Origin of the sequence: Curtobacterium sp. BH-2-1-1, assembly GCF_001806325.1 — a bacterium.
GTDB lineage: Bacteria > Actinomycetota > Actinomycetes > Actinomycetales > Microbacteriaceae > Curtobacterium.
Genome location: NZ_CP017580.1, coordinates 2,658,851 through 2,676,256, shown reverse-complemented (window position 1 = coordinate 2,676,256; position 17,406 = coordinate 2,658,851). Strand labels below are relative to the sequence as shown.

The 17,406-nt window shown below is 72.5% G+C and carries 15 protein-coding genes; 5 read left to right on the top strand and 10 right to left on the bottom strand.

Annotated features, from left to right (window positions below; translation table 11 throughout):
• Nucleotides 1-11: 11 nt before the first annotated feature.
• The 4 genes from BJK06_RS12785 (at nt 12) to BJK06_RS12770 (ending at nt 3,256) form a co-directional block, all read left to right on the top strand.
• On the top strand, nt 12-1,322 hold the full coding sequence (locus tag BJK06_RS12785; RefSeq protein WP_070418213.1) for a GNAT family N-acetyltransferase: 1,311 nt from the start codon (nt 12-14) through the stop codon (nt 1,320-1,322).
• On the top strand, nt 1,322-1,777 hold the full coding sequence (locus tag BJK06_RS12780; RefSeq protein WP_070418212.1) for a DUF2087 domain-containing protein: 456 nt from the start codon (nt 1,322-1,324) through the stop codon (nt 1,775-1,777). The genes BJK06_RS12785 and BJK06_RS12780 overlap by 1 nt, the downstream gene beginning before the upstream one ends.
• Before the next feature lie 171 nt (nt 1,778-1,948).
• Entirely contained in the window at nt 1,949-2,908 is a 960-nt protein-coding gene (locus BJK06_RS12775; protein WP_070418211.1) for a prenyltransferase/squalene oxidase repeat-containing protein, read from the top strand.
• A gap of 99 nt (nt 2,909-3,007) precedes the next feature.
• Entirely contained in the window at nt 3,008-3,256 is a 249-nt protein-coding gene (locus BJK06_RS12770; RefSeq protein WP_156794858.1) for a hypothetical protein, read from the top strand.
• A 75-nt stretch (nt 3,257-3,331) separates the two neighbouring features.
• On the opposite strand, the gene BJK06_RS12765 is transcribed toward BJK06_RS12770, so the two are convergent.
• From BJK06_RS12765 to BJK06_RS12745, 5 genes are all read right to left on the bottom strand, one after another.
• The gene (locus BJK06_RS12765; RefSeq protein ID WP_070418209.1) at nt 3,332-4,330 is read right to left on the bottom strand and encodes an ABC transporter permease; all 999 of its coding nucleotides are present in this window, start codon (nt 4,328-4,330) and stop codon (nt 3,332-3,334) included.
• Complete coding sequence (locus BJK06_RS12760) at nt 4,327-5,265, bottom strand: ABC transporter permease (protein WP_070418208.1); 939 nt, start codon at nt 5,263-5,265, stop codon at nt 4,327-4,329. The genes BJK06_RS12765 and BJK06_RS12760 overlap by 4 nt, the downstream gene beginning before the upstream one ends.
• Nucleotides 5,262-6,950 carry an ABC transporter ATP-binding protein gene (locus tag BJK06_RS12755; RefSeq protein WP_070418207.1) on the bottom strand — a complete coding sequence of 563 codons (1,689 nt, stop codon included), beginning with the start codon at nt 6,948-6,950 and terminating at the stop codon, nt 5,262-5,264. Before BJK06_RS12755 ends, BJK06_RS12760 begins: the two co-directional genes overlap by 4 nt.
• Nucleotides 6,947-8,614 carry an ABC transporter substrate-binding protein gene (locus BJK06_RS12750; protein ID WP_070418206.1) on the bottom strand — a complete coding sequence of 556 codons (1,668 nt, stop codon included), beginning with the start codon at nt 8,612-8,614 and terminating at the stop codon, nt 6,947-6,949. The genes BJK06_RS12755 and BJK06_RS12750 overlap by 4 nt, the downstream gene beginning before the upstream one ends.
• 212 nt (nt 8,615-8,826) lie before the next feature.
• Nucleotides 8,827-10,119: an MFS transporter gene (locus tag BJK06_RS12745; RefSeq protein ID WP_083295237.1), complete on the bottom strand. Its 1,293-nt coding sequence runs from the start codon at nt 10,117-10,119 to the stop codon at nt 8,827-8,829.
• 56 nt (nt 10,120-10,175) lie between these two features.
• Here BJK06_RS12745 and BJK06_RS12740 point away from each other — a divergent pair, with 56 nt between their 5' ends.
• Nucleotides 10,176-11,129 carry a DUF5937 family protein gene (locus BJK06_RS12740; protein WP_070418205.1) on the top strand — a complete coding sequence of 318 codons (954 nt, stop codon included), beginning with the start codon at nt 10,176-10,178 and terminating at the stop codon, nt 11,127-11,129.
• A 14-nt stretch (nt 11,130-11,143) separates the two neighbouring features.
• Here BJK06_RS12740 and BJK06_RS12735 read toward each other — a convergent pair whose 3' ends face one another.
• The 5 genes from BJK06_RS12735 to BJK06_RS12715 form a co-directional block, all read right to left on the bottom strand.
• A complete protein-coding gene (locus tag BJK06_RS12735) occupies nt 11,144-12,007 on the bottom strand; it encodes a hypothetical protein (RefSeq protein ID WP_070418204.1) in 864 nt (287 codons plus the stop codon).
• Nucleotides 12,008-12,104: 97 nt separating this feature from the next.
• A complete protein-coding gene (locus BJK06_RS12730) occupies nt 12,105-13,364 on the bottom strand; it encodes a D-arabinono-1,4-lactone oxidase (protein WP_070419447.1) in 1,260 nt (419 codons plus the stop codon).
• A gap of 10 nt (nt 13,365-13,374) precedes the next feature.
• Entirely contained in the window at nt 13,375-14,916 is a 1,542-nt protein-coding gene (gene araA / locus BJK06_RS12725) for an L-arabinose isomerase (RefSeq protein WP_258027638.1), read from the bottom strand.
• Entirely contained in the window at nt 14,913-15,611 is a 699-nt protein-coding gene (locus BJK06_RS12720; protein WP_070418203.1) for an L-ribulose-5-phosphate 4-epimerase, read from the bottom strand. Before BJK06_RS12720 ends, araA begins: the two co-directional genes overlap by 4 nt.
• Nucleotides 15,608-17,353: a xylulokinase gene (locus BJK06_RS12715; RefSeq protein WP_070418202.1), complete on the bottom strand. Its 1,746-nt coding sequence runs from the start codon at nt 17,351-17,353 to the stop codon at nt 15,608-15,610. Before BJK06_RS12715 ends, BJK06_RS12720 begins: the two co-directional genes overlap by 4 nt.
• Nucleotides 17,354-17,406: the final 53 nt, after the last annotated feature.

Below are 17,406 nucleotides of genomic sequence, written 5' to 3'. Positions count from 1 at the left end.
GGGTCGGGAACGTGAGCAACGAGGCATTCGACGACCGCTACGAGCTGCGCGCCTTCGCGCCCGGGACGGACGAGCAGGGGGCACCGAACGCCGAGACCGAGGCCTGGATGCAGGCCGTCGGACTCGGGTTCCACGAACCGCACCCCGGCGACGAGGCGGCCGCGCGCATGGTCGCGCAGTTCATCGAGGACGACCAGACCTGGCTCGGCGCGTACGTCCGCCGACCCGCACCGGGCTCCGTCGACGAGACCTGGCCGGCCGGTACCTTCGCCTGGTTCGGCAAGGAGCTGAGCTGGGGCGACGGTTCGTCGATCGACACCCAGGCGATCTCCGCCGTGACCGTCCGACCGACCGAGCGCCGCCGCGGGATCCTCCGCGCGATGATGACGCACGCCCTCGCGCGCGGTGTCGCCGAGGGCTACGCCGTCGCCTCGCTGACCGCGTCCGAGGGCACCATCTACCGCCGCTTCGGCTTCGGCAGCGCGATCCGCGAGCGGGCCGTCCGGGTCCGCCGCGAGCGTGCGCTCCCGCTCCTCGCACCGACCACCGGCGTCGTCAGCGTCGTCACGCCCGAGTGGCTCGCCGGCGGCCCCGGCCGTGCCGTCTTCGACCGGTTCAACGCGCGGACGCCGGGCTCCATGGTGCGCAACGCCGGCACCTGGCCCGTCGTGTTCGGGCTGCGCAACGGCGACGGCGAGAAGGCGAAGGACGTCCGCGCAGCCGTGCACCGCCCGGACGGCTCCGACGAGCTCGACGGCTACGTGACCTGGCGCGTCAAGGAGAGCCGCGACGGCGACACCACGCTCGAGGTCGTCGACCTGGTCTACGCCACCGACGACGCCTACCTGTCGCTCTGGGAGTTCCTGCTCTCGATCGACCTCAACGACGTCGTCACGTACAACCGGTCGCGGCTCGACGACCCGATCGTCGCCGCGCTCGGCGACAACCGCGCGTACGACGTCGACCACGAGGAGGACCACGTCTGGCTGCGCGTCCTCGACGTCGAGCGGGTGCTCGCGTCGCGTCCGTACGCCGTCGACGGTTCGCTGACGCTCGCCGTGACGGATGCGCTCGGGTTCGCCTCCGGCACGTACCGGCTGGACGTCCAGGAGGCGCGGGGCACCGTGACGAAGACCGCCGACGCGGCCGGGTCCGACCTCCAGCTCGACGTCGCGGACCTCGGTGCGTTGCTCATCGGGTCGGTGTCGCCGACGACGCTCGCGGCGGCCGGGCTCCTCCGCGCGGCGGACCCGGCGGCGCCGGCACTCCTGCGGGCGATGCTGACCCCGCCGCGGGAGCCGCACGGCATCACGTACTTCTGATGCACCTTCGCGAGTCGGTCGCACGGGCTCGCCAGGCCGTCGCGGTGCTGGCGAGCCCGTCGCTCCGGTCCGCGATCGTCGGCGGCGCAGTCCTCGACGAGCGCACGAGGCTCGCGGTCGCGGCGTTCGACTGGCTCGGCGACGCGGGGCCGGACACGCCGCTGCTCGGGCGGACGGCGCAGGACCTCCAGCGGCTGCAGGGGCCGGCGGCGCTGCTCGAGTTCGACCGGATCGCCCGGATGCCGGTGCCGGACGACCAGCGCCACCCGCTGTCCGTGCGCATCGTGGAGCTCGTGTTCGAGCGGCTCGGCACGGGCAGGCCGGTCCCCGAGCCGGTGCTCAACGCCGCGATCGCCATGTTCGCCGAGGACGTCGCGATCGTGCGGCGGGACGCGGTGGACCTCGGCGTGCTCGTGCGGACGGACGACGGGGCGTCGTACCGCTACGTCGGCTGACGCGGGCGCGGCGGGCCTGGCGCCCGGCGCGGTGCTGGCGCGGTTCGGCGCGGTGGCGCACAACCGAAGTGCGCGCGAACCACGGGAACACACGGCTCCGATCGACTCCCGTTGTGCGGACCCGGCCGCGCGCAGGCGCCCGCGCGCCATGGCCGGCGTAGTGTCCGCGCCATGGACGACACGGTGGTCGACTGGCTCCTCGACTCGGACCCGGCCCTGCGGTGGCAGGTGGAACGGGACATCGTCGGCGCGCCGGCACCGACCTGGCAGGCCACGCGCGCCCGGGTCGCGACCGAGGGCCTCGGCGCCGCACTCCTCGCCCACCAGGACCCCGACGGACAGTGGGCCGGCGGCGCGTACTTCCCCGCCGAACCCGAGCCCGAGGGACCCGGGCAGCCGTACACCGCGACGACCTGGTCGCTCAACGCCCTGCGCGAGTGGGGGTTGGACGCCGCGGTCCTCGGCGACACCGCCGCACGACTCGACGCGAACAGCCGGTGGGAGTACGACGACCTGCCGTACTGGGGCGGCGAGGTCGACTGCTGCATCAACGCCTTCACCCTCGCGAACGGCGCATGGCTGGGCGCCGACGTCGACGGCATCGCCGACTGGGTGCTCGAACACCAGCAGCCCGACGGCGGGTGGAACTGCGAGTGGGTCGAGGGCTCGACGGTCTCGTCGTTCCACTCGACCCTCAACGTGCTCGAGGGGCTCCTGCAACACGAGGTCCTGACCGACGGACGGCATCCCCGCGCGGCCGAGCTCCGGGACGCCCGCCACCGAGGCGCCGACTACCTCCTCGACCGACGACTGCTCCACCGGAAGTCCGACGGCGCGCTCGTCGGCCCCTGGGCCACGGAGTTCGCGTACCCGTTCCGCTGGAGGTACAGCGTGCTCCGCGCGACCGACCACCTCCGGGCCGCGGCGCTCCGGGACGAGGCGGCGCCGGACCCCCGCGCCGCCGAGGCGATCGAGGTGGTCCGCGCTGCCCGTGGTGCTGACCGACGGTGGCTCCAGGGCGTCCGCCCGCCGGGCCGGCAGTGGTTCGAGGTGGACGTGCCCGCCGGCGAGCCGTCCCGCTGGCTCACGCTCGTGGGCACGCGAGTGCTGCGGTGGTGGGACGGCGTCTGAGCCCTCGACGGCCGCGTCCTGTTGCACGATCGAGACCGACGGGCCGCCCGGACCGTGCGAGCCTGGTCGTCACTGATGACGTCGGGGACGGAGCGGGTCGTGGAGCGAGTGGTGGGGTGGAGCACGGTCGCCGTCATCGTGGCCGTGACGGTGCTGTGGTTGGTCCTGGTCCAGGTGACCAGCTGCTCCGATGCCGCTCCCGGCCAGGGCACGAGCACCTGCGAGACCGAACCCGTGCTCGGGGTCGCCGGATCGTGGATCGCCGGGGCCGCTGGGGCCACCGTCGTCGCCCTCGCGGTCTGGCAGGTCGTCCGGGCTGCACGGTCCGCGGAGCCGGTCGACGGCTGAGTCCGCTCGACCCACTGCGCCACCGGTGCTGCGCGGAACCTCGCACGCTGCGGCCCGGCCGCGCCGCGCCCCCCCCTAGGCCCGGCGGCGCACCCGCGGGTCGACGAACGCGTACACGACGTCGACGATCACGTTCGCCGTGACGATGAGCAGCGCAGAGAACAGCGTGAACCCCACGACGACCTGCAGGTCGAGCGTGTGCACCGCGTCGATGAGCAGCGCACCGAGCCCCTGCATCGAGAACACCTTCTCGGTGATGACGGCACCGCCGAGCAGCGACCCGAGGTCCAGTCCGAACAGCGTCACCACGGGGAGGATCGCCGTCCGCAGCCCGTGGCGCACGACGACCTGGCGTTCGCGGAGGCCCTTCGCGCGGGCGGTCCGGACGAAGTCCTGCGACATCGACTCGAGCATCTCGCCCCGGGTCAGCCGGGCGTAGATCGCCGCACTGATGAACGCGAGCACGCACCACGGCAGGACGAGGTGCGTGAACCACCCGACGGGATCGTCCCCGAACGCGACGTAGCCGCTGGTGGGCAGGACGCCGAGCACGAACCCGAACAGCAGGATCGCCAGCAGCCCGACGAGGTACGACGGCGCGGACACCCCGGCGACGGCGATCGTCATGACCGTGCGGTCGACGTACGTCCCTCGGCGCAGTGCCGACAGCGCGCCGCCGGCCACCCCGGCGACGAGCCAGAGCACGGCTGCCCCGACGGCGATCGAGGCGGTGACGGGCAGGCGCGTGAGGATGAGGTTCGTGACGCTGTCGTGGAGCTGGAACGAGTACCCGAAGCAGGGCGCCGCGCAGTGTATGACGGAGGCGCCGGACCCGAACGCCCGCCCGGTGAAGATGCCCGCGAGGTAGGCCCCGAACTGGGCGATCCACGGCTTGTCCGTCCCGAGGAACGCCTGCACCTCGCGCAGCCGGTCCGGCGTGCAGGGCTTGTCGCAGATCGCGCGCGCCGGGTTCGTCGGCAGCAGCATGAACAGGGCGTAGGTGATCGCGGCCACGACGAGCAGGACGACTGCTGCGCCGAGCACACGGATCGCGATGAAGCGGAAGGTGGTCACCGGTTGCTCCTCCGCGGGTCGAGGGCGTCGCGCAGGGCGTCGCCGAGCACGTTGAACGCCAGGGTGATGAGGAACAGCGCAAGGCCCGGGAACACGAGGTACATCGGGTCGGTCTGCACCCAACCGATCGCGTCGCCGATGCTGCGGCCCCACGACGGCGTCGGCGGGGTGACGCCGACGGCGAGGAACGACAGCGCGGCCTCGGCGCCGATCATCGACGGGATCGAGATCGTCGCGTAGACGGTGATCGTCGCGGCGAGGTTCGGCAGCAGCTGCGTCCGGATGACGTGCCAGCGCCCGGCGCCCATCGCGGTGGAGGCGACGACGTAGTTCCGGGTGACGAGCGACAGCGTCTGCCCGCGCACGACACGGGCGACCGAGGGCCACCCGAAGAACCCGATGACGAGGACGACGAGCACGGGCTTCGGGAACGACGTCGGGACGATCGCGGTCAGGGCGATCATGAAGACGAGCGACGGGAAGCCGAAGATGACGTCGACGACACGGGAGAGGACGCGGTCGTACCAGCCGCCGAAGAACCCGGTCGTCACGCCGACGAGCACGCCGATGACGATCGACACGATCGTCGCGGCGATCCCGATGCCGAGCGAGGTGCGGGCACCGTAGGTGACGATCGCGAACAGGTCGCGCCCGGTCAGGGGCTCGACCCCGAACCAGTGCTCGCCGCTGATCCCGCCGCCGACCCCGCGCGGGGCGCCGAACGAGTTGAGCGCGTCGATGTGGTACCCGTACGGGTCCTGGCCGGTGACGGCGGCGATGAGCGGCGCCGCGAGCGCCACGACGACGAACACCACGATGACGACCGCGGACGCGACCGCCCAGCGGTCCTGACGCACGCGGCGGACGACGGCGCGGAAGCCGGTGCTCCGGTTCGCGGCTGCCGCGACCGGACGGTCGACGACGTTGGCGGTCACGAGGCCACCCCTTCCCACGCGCGCCAGGCCTCGCGGCGGGCGGCCTGTCGCGCCGGGTCGGCGACGGGCGCTGCCGCGAGGAGCATGCGCGTGTAGTCCTGCTGCGGATCGTCGAGCACGGCGTCGGTCGTGCCGCGCTCGACCACGCGGCCGTCGTGCAGCACGACCACCTCGTCGGCGAGCTGCCGCACCACGGCGAGGTCGTGGCTGATGAGGAGCATGCCGAAGCCGAAGTCCTGCTGCAGTGCCGCGAGGAGGTCGAGCACGGCGGCCTGCACGGTGACGTCCAGCGCCGAGGTCGGTTCGTCGGCGATCACGAGCGCGGGCCGGAGCGCGAGGGCCCGGGCGACCGCCACGCGCTGCCGCTGCCCGCCGGAGAGCTGGTGCGGGAAGCGCTCGGCCCACGACGGGTCGAGCTGGACCGCCACGAGCAGCTCGCGGACCCGTTCGGCACGGTCCGCCGCCGAGGCCGTGCCGTGCACGAGGAGGGGCTCGGCGATGCTCCACCCGATGGTCTGTCGCGGGTTGAGCGAGGACGCGGGGTCCTGGAAGACGATGCCCACCCGGCTGCGGAGCTCGCGCAGGCGTGCACCACGAGCGGTGCGGAGGTCGCTGCCGTCCACCTCGACGGACCCCGCGACGACCGGCACGAGACCGGCGAGCGCACGCCCGATGGTGGACTTCCCGGACCCCGACTCCCCCACGAGTCCGAGCGTCTCGCCCGCGCGGAGCGTCAGGTCGATGCCGGAGACGGTCGGGTCACCGCGGCGCGCGTAGCGCACGGCGACGTCGCGCAGCTGCGCGACGAGGGGCCGGGAGGCGCGGCTCGTCTCCGTCTCGTCGGCCGGCGCGGTGGACGCGACCGTCCCACCGTCCGCAGCGTGCGGTGCGGAGGTGGGTCGCGCCTCCAGGGCCGGTACCGCCGCGAGGAGTGCCCGCGTGTAGTCGGCGTCCGGGTGCGCGAACACCTCGGCGACGGTCCCGTGCTCGACCGGGTCGCCGCGCCGCATCACGAGCACCTCGTCGGCGACGTCCGCCACCACGCCCATGTCGTGCGTGATGAGCAGCACGGCGAGGTCGCGCTCGCGACCGAGCGTGCGGAGCAGGTCGAGGATGCCCGCCTGCACCGTGACGTCGAGCGCGGTGGTCGGCTCGTCGGCGATGAGGGCGACCGGGTCACCGGCGAGGGCCATCGCGATCATCGCGCGCTGGAGCTGGCCGCCGGAGAGCTCGTGCGGGTAGGCCTTCCGGATCCGCTGCGGGTCCGGGAGCCCGGCCGCGCGGAGGAGTTCGTCGGTCCGCGCGGACACACCGCGTCGGTCGAGGTCCGTCGGGTGGGCCGTGATCGCCTCGGCGATCTGGGTGCCGATCGAGAGCACGGGGGTGAAGGAGTTCATCGGCTCCTGGAACACGACGCCGATGCCGGCCCCGCGGACCGCTCGGAGCTCGTCGTCCGACGCCCCGACGAGCTCGGTGCCGCGGAAGCGGATGCTGCCGGTGACGCGGGCCTCCGGCGGGAGCAGGCCGAGCACGCTCATCGCGCTGACGGACTTGCCCGAGCCGGACTCGCCGACGAGGGCGAGCACGCGGCCGGGCGTCAGGGTGAAGGAGACGTCACGGACGACGGGCTCCGCGTCGCCGAACGCGACGTGGAGCCCCTCGACCTCGAGCAGCGGTGCACTCACTTGGCGAGCGAGACCTTGAGGTAGTTCGGGTACGCCGGGAAGTCCGCGATCTGGAAGTTCTGCACGTTCGAACCGGCGAGGAAGGACTGCTTCGCGTAGGTGAGCGGGACGATCGGGGCGTCGGCCATGATCTTCTTGTCCGCCTCGGCCCAGAGCTTCTGCGCGTCCTGCTGGTCGATGGTGCCCGTCGCCTGCTTGATCAGGGCGTCGACCTCGGGGTTGCTGTACTTCGAGACGTTGTAGCCGCCCCCACCGATCTGCGACGAGTCGTACAGCGGCTGGATGTTGGCGTTCGCGCTCGGGAAGTCCGGCTGCCAGCTGAACATCGCGAGGTCGAAGTCGTCGCCGTCCGTCGTCGCCGTGTAGAACGAGTCGATGTCGAGCGGCTTGAGCGTCACGGTGATGCCCGCGCGCTTGAGGCCGGCCTGGATCGCCTGCGCCTCGGCCAGGTTCGCCGAGTCGTTCTGCGTGACCAGGGTCAGCTTGAGGTCCGAGACGCCGGCTTCCTGCAGGAGCTTCTTCGCCTTGGCCACGTCACCGGTGGCGCCGGGCTCGTACAGGTCGTACTGCTGGCGCCCCGCGATGCCGGGCGTGATGAGCGTCGTCGCGTAGGAGCCGGCGAGGGCACCACCGGCGGCGATCCGGTACGACTTCTTGTCGACGGCGTACTGCAGCGCCTGCCGGACCTTGAGCTCCTTGAGCGAGCCCTTCTGCGTGTTGATCGCGAGGTAGTTGATCGGGCCGGCCTTCGAGGTGGCGAGGCGGTCCTGGGCGGCCGGGTTCGAGCGGACCTGGTTCAGCTCGGCAGCACCGAGGTACGTCGCGCCGAACGAGTCCTTCGCGTCACCGTTGTCGGCGATCAGCGTCTGGGTGACGGTCGACGGGTCCTGGCTCTCCTTGAACACGACCTTCGACGGGCCGGCGGTGCGGACGTCGTCGGTCTTCGCGCTCCACTCCTCGTTCCGCACGAGGGTGATCTGCGAGCCCTGCGTGTTGGACTGCACCTCGTAGGGGCCGGAGGCGACGGGCTTGGCGTCGTACGCACCGGTGTCGGTGCCGTCGCCCTCGGGGACCGGGGCGAACGCGGGCATCGACACGATCCACGGCCAGTCGCCGTATGCCGCGTTGAGCTTGAAGACGATCGTCGAGTCGTCCGGGGTCTCGATGCTGTCGAGGGTCTTGCCGTCGAACGGACCCTTGTAGCTGTCACCGCCGACGAGGAGCGACTTGTGGTAGCTCAGGCCACCGGTGAGCGTCGGCGCGAACGAGCGCTCGATGCCCCACTTGATGTCCTTCGTGGTGATCTCGGTGCCGTCCTGGAACTTCAGCCCCTTCTTGAGGTGGTAGGTCCAGGTCTTGCCGCCGTCGCTCGAGTCGCCGGTGTTCGTCGCGAGGTCGGGGACGACCTTGGCCGTCTTGCCGGGCTCGACGTCCCACGCGGTGAGACGACGGAGCACGAGGCCGAGCGTCGTGATGTTGAGGTTCTGGCTGGTCGCCGGGTCGAGGTGCACCGCGGTGGCCGTCGTCAGGATGTTGAGCGTGCCGCCCTTGGAGGTTCCGCCCGAGGCGTCGTCCGAGGCGCCCCCGCCCGAGCAGCCGGTGAGGACCAGGGCTGCAGCTGCGGCGACCGCAGCGGTGATGGTCAGGCGGTTCGGGCGTCTCATGACGGTGGTGCTCCTCGTGGGGAAGTGGTGGTGCGCAGCCGTGGGGTGGCCGTGACGTGTCGCCGCGCTCCGGAGCCGGTGCAGGCTCCGTGTGTCGGGGCGTCGGGCTGTCGGGGCGTCGTCCATCCTGACACCGCGATCGGACGGTGTCCGAATCCCGGGCACGGCCGACGTCGCACGGCGTAACGGTCCAATCGCCGTGTGCCCCCGGTCTATTCCCGATGCGCCCGGACGACGGGCGTCGCGGCCCGTCGGGCGACGTGTGCGGTGCCGAGCGCCGCGCCGAGGAACACGACCGCGAGGACCGCCCACCCCGGGGTGCCGAGGTCGATGGCGGTGACGGTGACCACCGTCGGGGCGACCATCGCGCCGATCGCGAACCCGGTGCCGTACACGCCCTGGTACGCCCCGACCCGGTCGGCCGGCGCCAGCTCGAAGCTCAGCGCCCAACCCGCGGCGCTCGAGGTGATCTCGGCCAACGAGTGCGCGATCGCTGCGACGACGAGGATCCCGGCGGCGAGCGCGATCGGCACCCAGTCGTCACCGCGCACCCACCCGGCCGCCGCCCACAGCCCGCACGCGAGCGCCATCAGCCACCCCGCGTGCCGCATCACCCGCGCAGCGCCTCCGACCGTGTCCGTCCCCCGACTCATCCGGACCTGCAGGAGCACGACCGCGAGCGTGTTCACGAGGAGCAGGGGTGACACGAGGACGTCCGGTGCCACGGTGTGCTGCACGACCCACAGCGGCACGGCGACCTCGAACAACCCGAACTGGATGCCGAAGATCCCGGTGAGGGCGGTGATCGTCAGGAACCTCGCGTCACGGTAGGGACTGCGACCGTCCGGCGTCCGGACGACGATGGTGCCCGTGTCGGTCCGTTCGGCGGGCGCGGCGTCGATCCGCGCGGCGGGCAGGCCGAGCACGAGGACCGCCGACGCCAGGAAGAGGATGCCCGCGGCGACCATCGTCACCCGGTAGGCCGCACCCGTCCCGACGGCCAGCGGGATCGCCGCGACCGCCGTGCCGAGCCCGATGCCGACGTTCGTGACGGTCCGCATCGTCGCCCGGACCCGGACCCGCTCCTCCCCCGGGAACGCCCGACCGACCGCGGCCGAGCGGACCGAGCTGCCGCCCTGCTGTGCCAGCGTCACCACGGACGCCGTCAGGACGAGCGTCGGGAGGTCGTGGACGAGCACGTACCCGACTAGGGCGAGTCCCTGCACGACGTGCAGCCACGCGAGCATCCGGCGCGAGCTGAACCGGTCCGCGAGGTGCCCGAACACCAGGGAGCTGGCGACGCCGACGGCTCCGGCGACGGTCAGCCCGAGTCCGACGACGACCGGGGCGATGCCGACGATCGTGGTGAGGTACAGCGTGGTGAGGGTGAAGAACGCACCGCGACCGAGGGTGTCCACGAACGTGACGACGAGCAGCCGTCGGAGGGCACGGTCGTCCCGGACGAGCGTGCCGATCGGGACCCGGGGTGCAGTGGTGCTGCGCATGGTCCAGTTCTCGCACCCGGGCGGGAGCCGGGACAACGGATGTAGCGTGGGGCTTCATGATCCGGTACCGACTCGAGCCGAGCGACGTCTCGGCGATCCGTTTCGGGATCTCGCCCCTCTCCGAGCTCGGTCTCGGCCTCCGTGCGTTCCGGGCGCCCGACCGCTACCCGCTGCAACGACCGTGGCTCGACCGGATCGCCGCCGTCCGGCCCCTGCTCGACGACGAGGTGCTGCTCGGACTCGTGGACGAGCGCCGGTGGGTGGCCGACTTCGTCAACCCGCGGCCCGCATCGCCGCTCACGTCCATCGACGAGGAGCTCCGCGCCCTCGGCCGGCTCCCCCGGGCGCGGATGCTCGCCGACCTGGAACGGGTGCACGGCACGGTCCCCCGGGTGTTCACGGAACGACACGACGCCGTCGTCGAGCGGCTCCAGCACGCCCTCTCGACCGCGTGGGAGCTCTGCTTCGCGCCGCACTGGGCACGGATGCGTGCCGTGCTGCAGGCGGACGTCAGCCACCGGGCGCGGATCGCGTCGCACGAGGGGATCGGCGCGGTCCTCGGTGGCCTGTCGGACGCGGTGCGGTACGACGGCACGGACCTCGACGTGCGGCTGACGAGCCCGGTCGCGCGCGATCGACCGGTGGACGGCGACGGGCTGACCCTGGTGCCGTCGATGTTCGTCGTCCGGGCCTCCGTCCCGATCGACGACGACCTGCTGCCGACGGTGATGTACCCGGCCCGCGGGCAGGGCGCGATGTGGTCGACGTCGGACCACCCGGACGCGGGTTCGGTGCGGGACCTCCTGGGGGCGACCCGCGCGGCGCTCCTCGACGCGCTCGGCGAACCGGCGTCGTCGACCGACCTCGCGCTGCGGTTCGGGGTGTCGACCTCGGCGGTCAACCAGCACCTGCGCGTGATGGAGCGGGGCGGGTTGCTGAACCGGTCGCGGTACGGGCGGGCCGTGCTGTACTACCGGAGTGCCGTGGGAGATGCCCTGACCCGGACCTGACCGGCGGCACCGGGTCAGCGGTCGAACAGCCCGCCGAGGAAGTCGTTGCCGAGGTTCGACGCCTGCTCACCGAGCCCACCGAGGAGCTGCTCGCCCTCGCCCGCGAGTCCCTCGACACCACCGCCGAGGTCCCCGAGTCCGAGGTCGCCGATCCCGGCGGCGATGCCCTCGAAGTCGACGCCGAGGTTCGCGGCCTCGGCCAGCACCGGCCCCGCGGCCGCGCTGAGCACCGCGCCACCAGCGACCGCTGCACCCAGACCGCCGAGCGCCATCGCACCGGCGCCGACCGCTGCCCCGCCGGCGAACGCTCCACCGCGGCCGCGCCCCGCCGATCCGCCGCCCAGGACGCGCCGGACGAGTCCGGGCCGAGCGACCTCGCCGCGGGTCATCGCGCGGGCCATCCCACCGGCGGAGTCGTCGCGGAGGTGCTCGTGCGGCGGCAGCTCGGAGTTCAGGCGGTTGCGGATCTGCTGGCGCTGCGCGGGGGTGAGCCGGGCGAAGGCGTCGTGGTGGACCTGCTCGAGCTGCTCCGGCGGGGCGGTCCGCAGCAGGTAGTCGTACTTGGCGATCGCGACCTGGTCGGAGTCGGCCGACCCGTGCTGCCGCTGGCCGTGCTGCTGCTGGCCGGGCGCCTGGCCGTACGGATGCTGCTGGCCGTACTGCGCCTGCTGCCCGTGCTGCGCCTGCTGCCCGTGCTGCGCCTGCTGGTTCCGGTCGTCCCCGGTCAGCTTGTCCGCCGCGCTCCGGACGATGCCGCGCCAGTCCGTCCCGCCCTGCTGCTGCCCGGCGCCGGCCGCGGGTCCCGCCTGCCCGCGCTTCTGGAGCTGCTTGTCGATGACCTTGCCGGCCATGCCGATGATGCGGTTGAGGTTCGCCATGCCCCAACCTTTGTGATCGCACATGTGAGCACTCAGGAACGCCCCGGTGGATCGGCCGGAGATGTCATCCGAAGCCCCTGGGAGCGCCGACCCCCGGTCAGGTCAGGATGCGCGCGAGGAACGCGTTTCGGAACCGTCCGGTCGGGTCGAGGTCACGGGCGAGCGCGGCGAAGTCGGACAGCCGCGGGTACACCTCGTGTAGCCGTTCGGCACTCGCCGCCGACACCTTCCCCCAGTGCGGGCGGGCGTCGAACGGCGCGAGGACGTCCTCGATCCGCTCCACCGCGGCTGCCACCGCGCTCACGTCCCGCCGGAACGTGAAGTGGATGCCGACCGACTGCCGCTCCGAGGACGGTGCGAGCCACGCGGTGTCGGCGGCGATCGTCCGGACCTCGGCCGCGATGAGGATCGGCGCGAACAGCGACTCCAGGGGTCGGAGTGCTTGCAGTGCGTCGACCGCGGAACCGGCCGGCAGCAGGTACTCCGCCTGGATCTCCGCCCCGGTCGACGGCGTGAACGAGGACCGGAAGTGCGGGAGCCGCTCGGACCACGGCCCCGGCACGCCGCCCTGCTCGGTGACGCCGGCGGGGTCGTTCTCCCCCGGGTGCACCGGGCCGTCGGCGGGACGGGCGCCGAGCGCGACGAGGTCGACGGCCGGTGCCGGTTCGCCCACGCGGTGCTTGACCCAGACCTGCCGGGCCCCGCGGTCGTCGAACGAGGTGAACAGCGACACCGAGTACGCGTCCGACATGACCTCGTCGAAGTGCGCGGCGACGGCGTCCCACGGCAGGTCGAGGTGCACGGTCGTGGCGACCTGGAAGGTGGGCTCGATCGCGAGCTCCACCGCGGTGACGACACCGAGCGCGCCGAGCGCCACCCGGTGTGCGTCGAGGGAACCGTCCGGTGTCGACGCATCGACGAACGCCAGGTCTCCGGAAGCGCGGACGATCTCGAGACCGACGACCGCCTGCGCGAGCGACGGGTTGCGGACGCCGGAGCCGTGCGTGCCGGTGGCGACCGCTCCGGCGGTGGAGATGTGCGGCAGGGAGGCGAGGTTCGCGAGTGCCCAGCCCCGCGCCTCCAGGCCCGCGGCCACCTGGCTGTGGATCATGCCGGCGGCGACGCGCACGACCCGCCGGTCCTCGTCGATGTCGAGCACCGGCGGCAGGTCCGCCAGCGACACCTGGAGCGCGTCCGTGTCGGCGATCGTGTTGAACGAGTGCCGTGACCCGAGCGCCGTCAGGCGCGGCGTCGACGCGACGAGCTGCTGCAGCTCGTCGACCGACGTCGGGCGCGTCAGGCCGGACGCCCGGTAGGTGACGTTGCCCGCCCAGTTCGTCCGCGTCGTCGCGCTCACGGTCACGAGCCTAGAACCCCCGGTCGAGACGGTGCCACGTCTGCTGGAGGCGCAGCTCGTCGCGGAACCCGCGCTCGGTGGTGTGCTCGTCGATGACGAGGAACTCCGTGCCGACCATGGTCGCGAAGTCCTCGACCACCTGCAGGCCGACGGCCGTCGTCATGACGGTGTGGTGGGCGGCGCCGGCGGTGAGCCAGGCCTCCGCCGCGACGGGGAACGACGGGCGCGGCTCCCAGACGGCGCGACCGACGGGCAGCTTCGGCAACGCCGCGGTCGGCGGGACGACGTCCACGACGTTCGCCGTGAGACGGAAGCCGTCGCGGGTGTCGGAGAGCGCGACCACGACGGCCTCGCCGGCGTCCGCGGTGAAGACCAGGCGCACCGGGTCGTCCTTGCCGCCGATGCCGAGCGGGTGGATCTCGAGCGTCGGCTTCGTGGTGGTGAGGGTCGGCGAGACCTCGAGCATGTGCGCGCCGAGGATCTTCTCGGCACCCGGCGTGAGGTCGTACGTGTAGTCCTCCATGAGCGACGCGCCACCGGGGAGGCCGGCGCCGGCGACGTTCATCGCACGGACGAGGACGGCGGTCTTCCAGTCGCCCTCGGCACCGAAGCCGTACCCGTCGGCCATCAGTCGCTGCACGGCGAGGCCGGGCAGCTGCTTGAGCGCGCCGAGGTCCTCGAAGTTGGTGGTGAAGGCGGCGGACCCGTTCTGCGCGAGCAGGGTACGGAGGCCGATCTCGATCGCGGCACCGTCGCGGAGGGACTGGTGGCGGTCACCGCCGTCACGGAGCGACGGGTCGACGTCGTAGTCCTGCTGGTAGGTCGCGACGAGCGCATCGACCGCTGCCGTGTCGGCTTCCGCCGAGGCGACCGCCTCGGCCAGCTCGTTCACCGCCCACGTGTTCACCTGCACGCCGAGCTCGATCTCCGCCTCGGTCTTGTCGCCCTCGGTGACCGCGACGTACCGCATGTTGTCGCCGAACCGGGTGAGCTTGAGCTCCCGCACGGCCGCGGCACCGGCGGCGGCGCGGGTCCAGTTCGCGACCCGCTGCTGGACGCGGGGGTCCGAGACGTGCCCGACGGCGGTGGCGTGCCGGACGCCGAGGCGCGCCAGGGCGTACCCGAACTCGCGGTCACCGTGCGCCGCCTGGTTGAGGTTCATGAAGTCGAAGTCGATGTCCGACCACGGCAGCGTGACGTTCGCCTGGGTGTGCAGGTGCAGCAGCGGCTTCGTGAGCGCCTGCAGGCCGCCGATCCACATCTTCGCGGGGCTGAACGTGTGCATCCACGTCGTCACACCGATGACCTTGTCGTCCGCGCTGGCCTCGATGAGGGCGCGCCGGATGCCGTCGGCGTCCTTCAGCACGGGCTTCCAGACGAGCTTCACCGGCACGTGCGGTGCCAGCGTCTCGTGCACGTGCTTGCTCTGCGACTCCACCTGGCGCAGGGTCTCCTCGCCGTACAGCCCCTGGGACCCGGTGAGGAACCAGACCTCGTAGCCCGCCAGCGTCTCGGCGGGGTCGACGACGTGCGTCACGGTGTCGTGGGTCACTGGAGTGCTCCTTCGGGGGTCTGTCCGTAGACGTTCTGGTAGCGATCGAAGAGTCGGTCGATGTCTGCTTCGGCGATCGGGACGACGTCCCCGCCCTGCTTCGCGATGTGCACGGTCCGGGCGACGTCCTCGCACATCACGGCGGCCTTGACGGCGTCCTTCGCGTCGCGGCCGATCGTGAAGACGCCGTGGTTCTGCATGAGGACGGCACGAGAGCGGTGGCCCGCGAGGGTCTCGACGATGCCGTGTCCGATCGAGTCGTCGCCGATGATCGCGAACGGCCCGACCGGGATCGGTCCGCCGAACTCGTCCGCCATCGCGGTGATCACGCACGGGATCGGTTCCGCCCGTGCCGCCCACGCCGTCGCGTACGTCGAGTGGGTGTGCACGACGCCGCCGACCTCCGGCATGTTCCGGTAGACGTAGGCGTGCGCGGCGGTGTCGGAGCTCGGCCCGTGGCTGTTGTCCCAGCCGTCGGCCGGCACCCCGTCGAGCGTGCAGACGACCTGGTTCCCGGGGGTCAGGTCGTCGCTGGACACGCCGCTCGGCTTGATGACGAAGAGGTCCGTGCCCGGCACCCGCTCGGAGACGTTGCCACCGGTCCAGATCACGAGGCCGTAGCGGACGAGTTCGCCGTGCAGGCGGGCGACGCGATCGCGGGTGGCGGCGACGGCCTGCTGGGTGTCGGTGGTCATCGGGTCGGCTCCTTCTCGGCCTGGAGGCGCGGCTCGCCTGCCGTCGTCGGCTCGGCTCCGGGGGTGGTCGCGCTGGTGGTCGCGCTGGCGCTGGTGTCGGTGTTTGTGGAGGTCGCCTCGGGGCGGGTCGCTGCGGCGGCGACGTCCTGGACGGGCAGTGCCCGCCTGTAGCGCTCGAGGTACGTCTGGAACCCGTCGACGTCGGCCGGCTCGGGCTCGGCCACGTGCACGGCGTCACCGGCGAACACCGTGTCGGCGAGGAAGTCCGCCAGGTGCTGGTCGGTGTGCTCGAGGTAGGCGGCGAGCACCGCGATCCCCCACGCACCGCCCTCGCCCGCGGTCTCCTCGAGCGCGACGGGCACGCGGAGGGCGGCTGCGAGCAGGCGTTGCGGTGCACCGGGCGTCCGGAAGAGCCCGCCGTGGGCCGTCATCCGGTCGACCTGGACCTCCTCGCCGTGCAGGACGTCCATGCCGATCGCGAGGGTGGCGAAGGCGCCGTGCACCTCGGAGCGCACGAGGTTGCCGAGCGTGAAGCGTGCGTCCGGGGTCCGGAGCAGCAGGGGTCGGCCGTCCTCGACGTGCGTGACGGGCTCCCCGGCGAGGTAGTTGAAGGAGAGCAGGCCGCCGGCGTCGGGGTCCGCGTGCTCGGCTTCGGCCAACAGCGTCGCGTAGACGGTGTCGATGTCCGGTGCCGTGCTGCCGGTGCGCTCGCTCGCGGCCTCGGCGAACCGGCCGAACACGCGCGCCCAACTCGCGATCTCGCTCGCACCGTTGTTGCAGTGCACCATCGCGACGGCGTCCCCGGAGGGCGTGGTCACGACGTCGAGTTCCTCGTGCGGGGTCGCGAGCGGGTGCTCCAGCACGACCATCGCGAAGATGCTCGTGCCGACGCTGACGTTGCCCGTGCGCGGTGCGACGGCGTTCGTCGCGACCATGCCCGTGCCGGCGTCGCCCTCGGGCGGGCAGAGGGGAACACCAGGGAGCAGGGTGCCGGACGGGTCGAGCCACGCGGCGCCCTCGGGGGTGAGGGCTCCCGCGTCGTCCCCGGCGACGAGCACCTCGGGCAGGAGCGCCCGGAGGTCCCCGACCCCGATCAGGTCCTCGGCCGTCCGGAGCATCGCGCCGTCGTAGTCGCGCGTGCCGGGGTCGCCCGGACCGCTGTCCGCCGGGGTGCTGTCGATCGGGAAGACACCGCTCGCATCGCCGACGCCGAGGACGTCCCGCCCCGTGAGCCGTCGGTGCACGTACCCGGCGAGCGTCGTGACGCTCGCGAGGTCGGCGACGTGCGGCTCGTCGTCGAGGACGGCCTGGTACAGGTGCGCGATGGACCAGCGCAGCGGGATGTTGAACCCGAGGGCATCGCTGAGTCGTTCGGCGGCGGGGCCGGTCGAGGTGTTGCGCCAGGTGCGGAACGGCACGAGCAGCTCGCCCGCGGCGTCGAACGCGAGGTAGCCGTGCATCATCGCGCTCACGCCCGCGGCGCGGTAGGTCGTCGGGGTGACGCCGTACCGGGCCTCGACGTCGGCCACGAGGGCGGAGTAGGCGGCGCGGAGTCCGGTCTCGACGGCCTCGAGCGAGTACGTCCAGCGCCCGTCGACGAACTCGTTCTCCCACTCGTGGGCGCCCGCCGCGATGGGGACGAGGTCCTCGTCCACGAGGCACGCCTTGATGCGGGTGGAGCCGAGCTCGATCCCGAGCGTGGTGCGGCCGTCCACGACCTGCTGCCTGCGGTCGTCGCCCATGCGTTCCTCCAGAACCTCGTCGTCCTCCGTGAGCGCTCACATCCTGGCACGTG

Bases quoted from the DNA above. Each gene is read 5' to 3' on its own strand.
- BJK06_RS12780 (WP_070418212.1), top strand. From the start codon at position 1,322: ATGCACCTTCGCGAGTCGGTCGCACGGGCTCGCCAGGCCGTCGCGGTG.
- BJK06_RS12745 (WP_083295237.1), bottom strand. From the start codon at position 10,119: ATGCGCAGCACCACTGCACCCCGGGTCCCGATCGGCACGCTCGTCCGG.
- BJK06_RS12775 (WP_070418211.1), top strand. From the start codon at position 1,949: ATGGACGACACGGTGGTCGACTGGCTCCTCGACTCGGACCCGGCCCTG.
- BJK06_RS12740 (WP_070418205.1), top strand. From the start codon at position 10,176: ATGATCCGGTACCGACTCGAGCCGAGCGACGTCTCGGCGATCCGTTTC.
- BJK06_RS12735 (WP_070418204.1), bottom strand. From the start codon at position 12,007: ATGGCGAACCTCAACCGCATCATCGGCATGGCCGGCAAGGTCATCGAC.
- BJK06_RS12750 (WP_070418206.1), bottom strand. From the start codon at position 8,614: ATGAGACGCCCGAACCGCCTGACCATCACCGCTGCGGTCGCCGCAGCT.
- BJK06_RS12715 (WP_070418202.1), bottom strand. From the start codon at position 17,353: ATGGGCGACGACCGCAGGCAGCAGGTCGTGGACGGCCGCACCACGCTC.
- BJK06_RS12720 (WP_070418203.1), bottom strand. From the start codon at position 15,611: ATGACCACCGACACCCAGCAGGCCGTCGCCGCCACCCGCGATCGCGTC.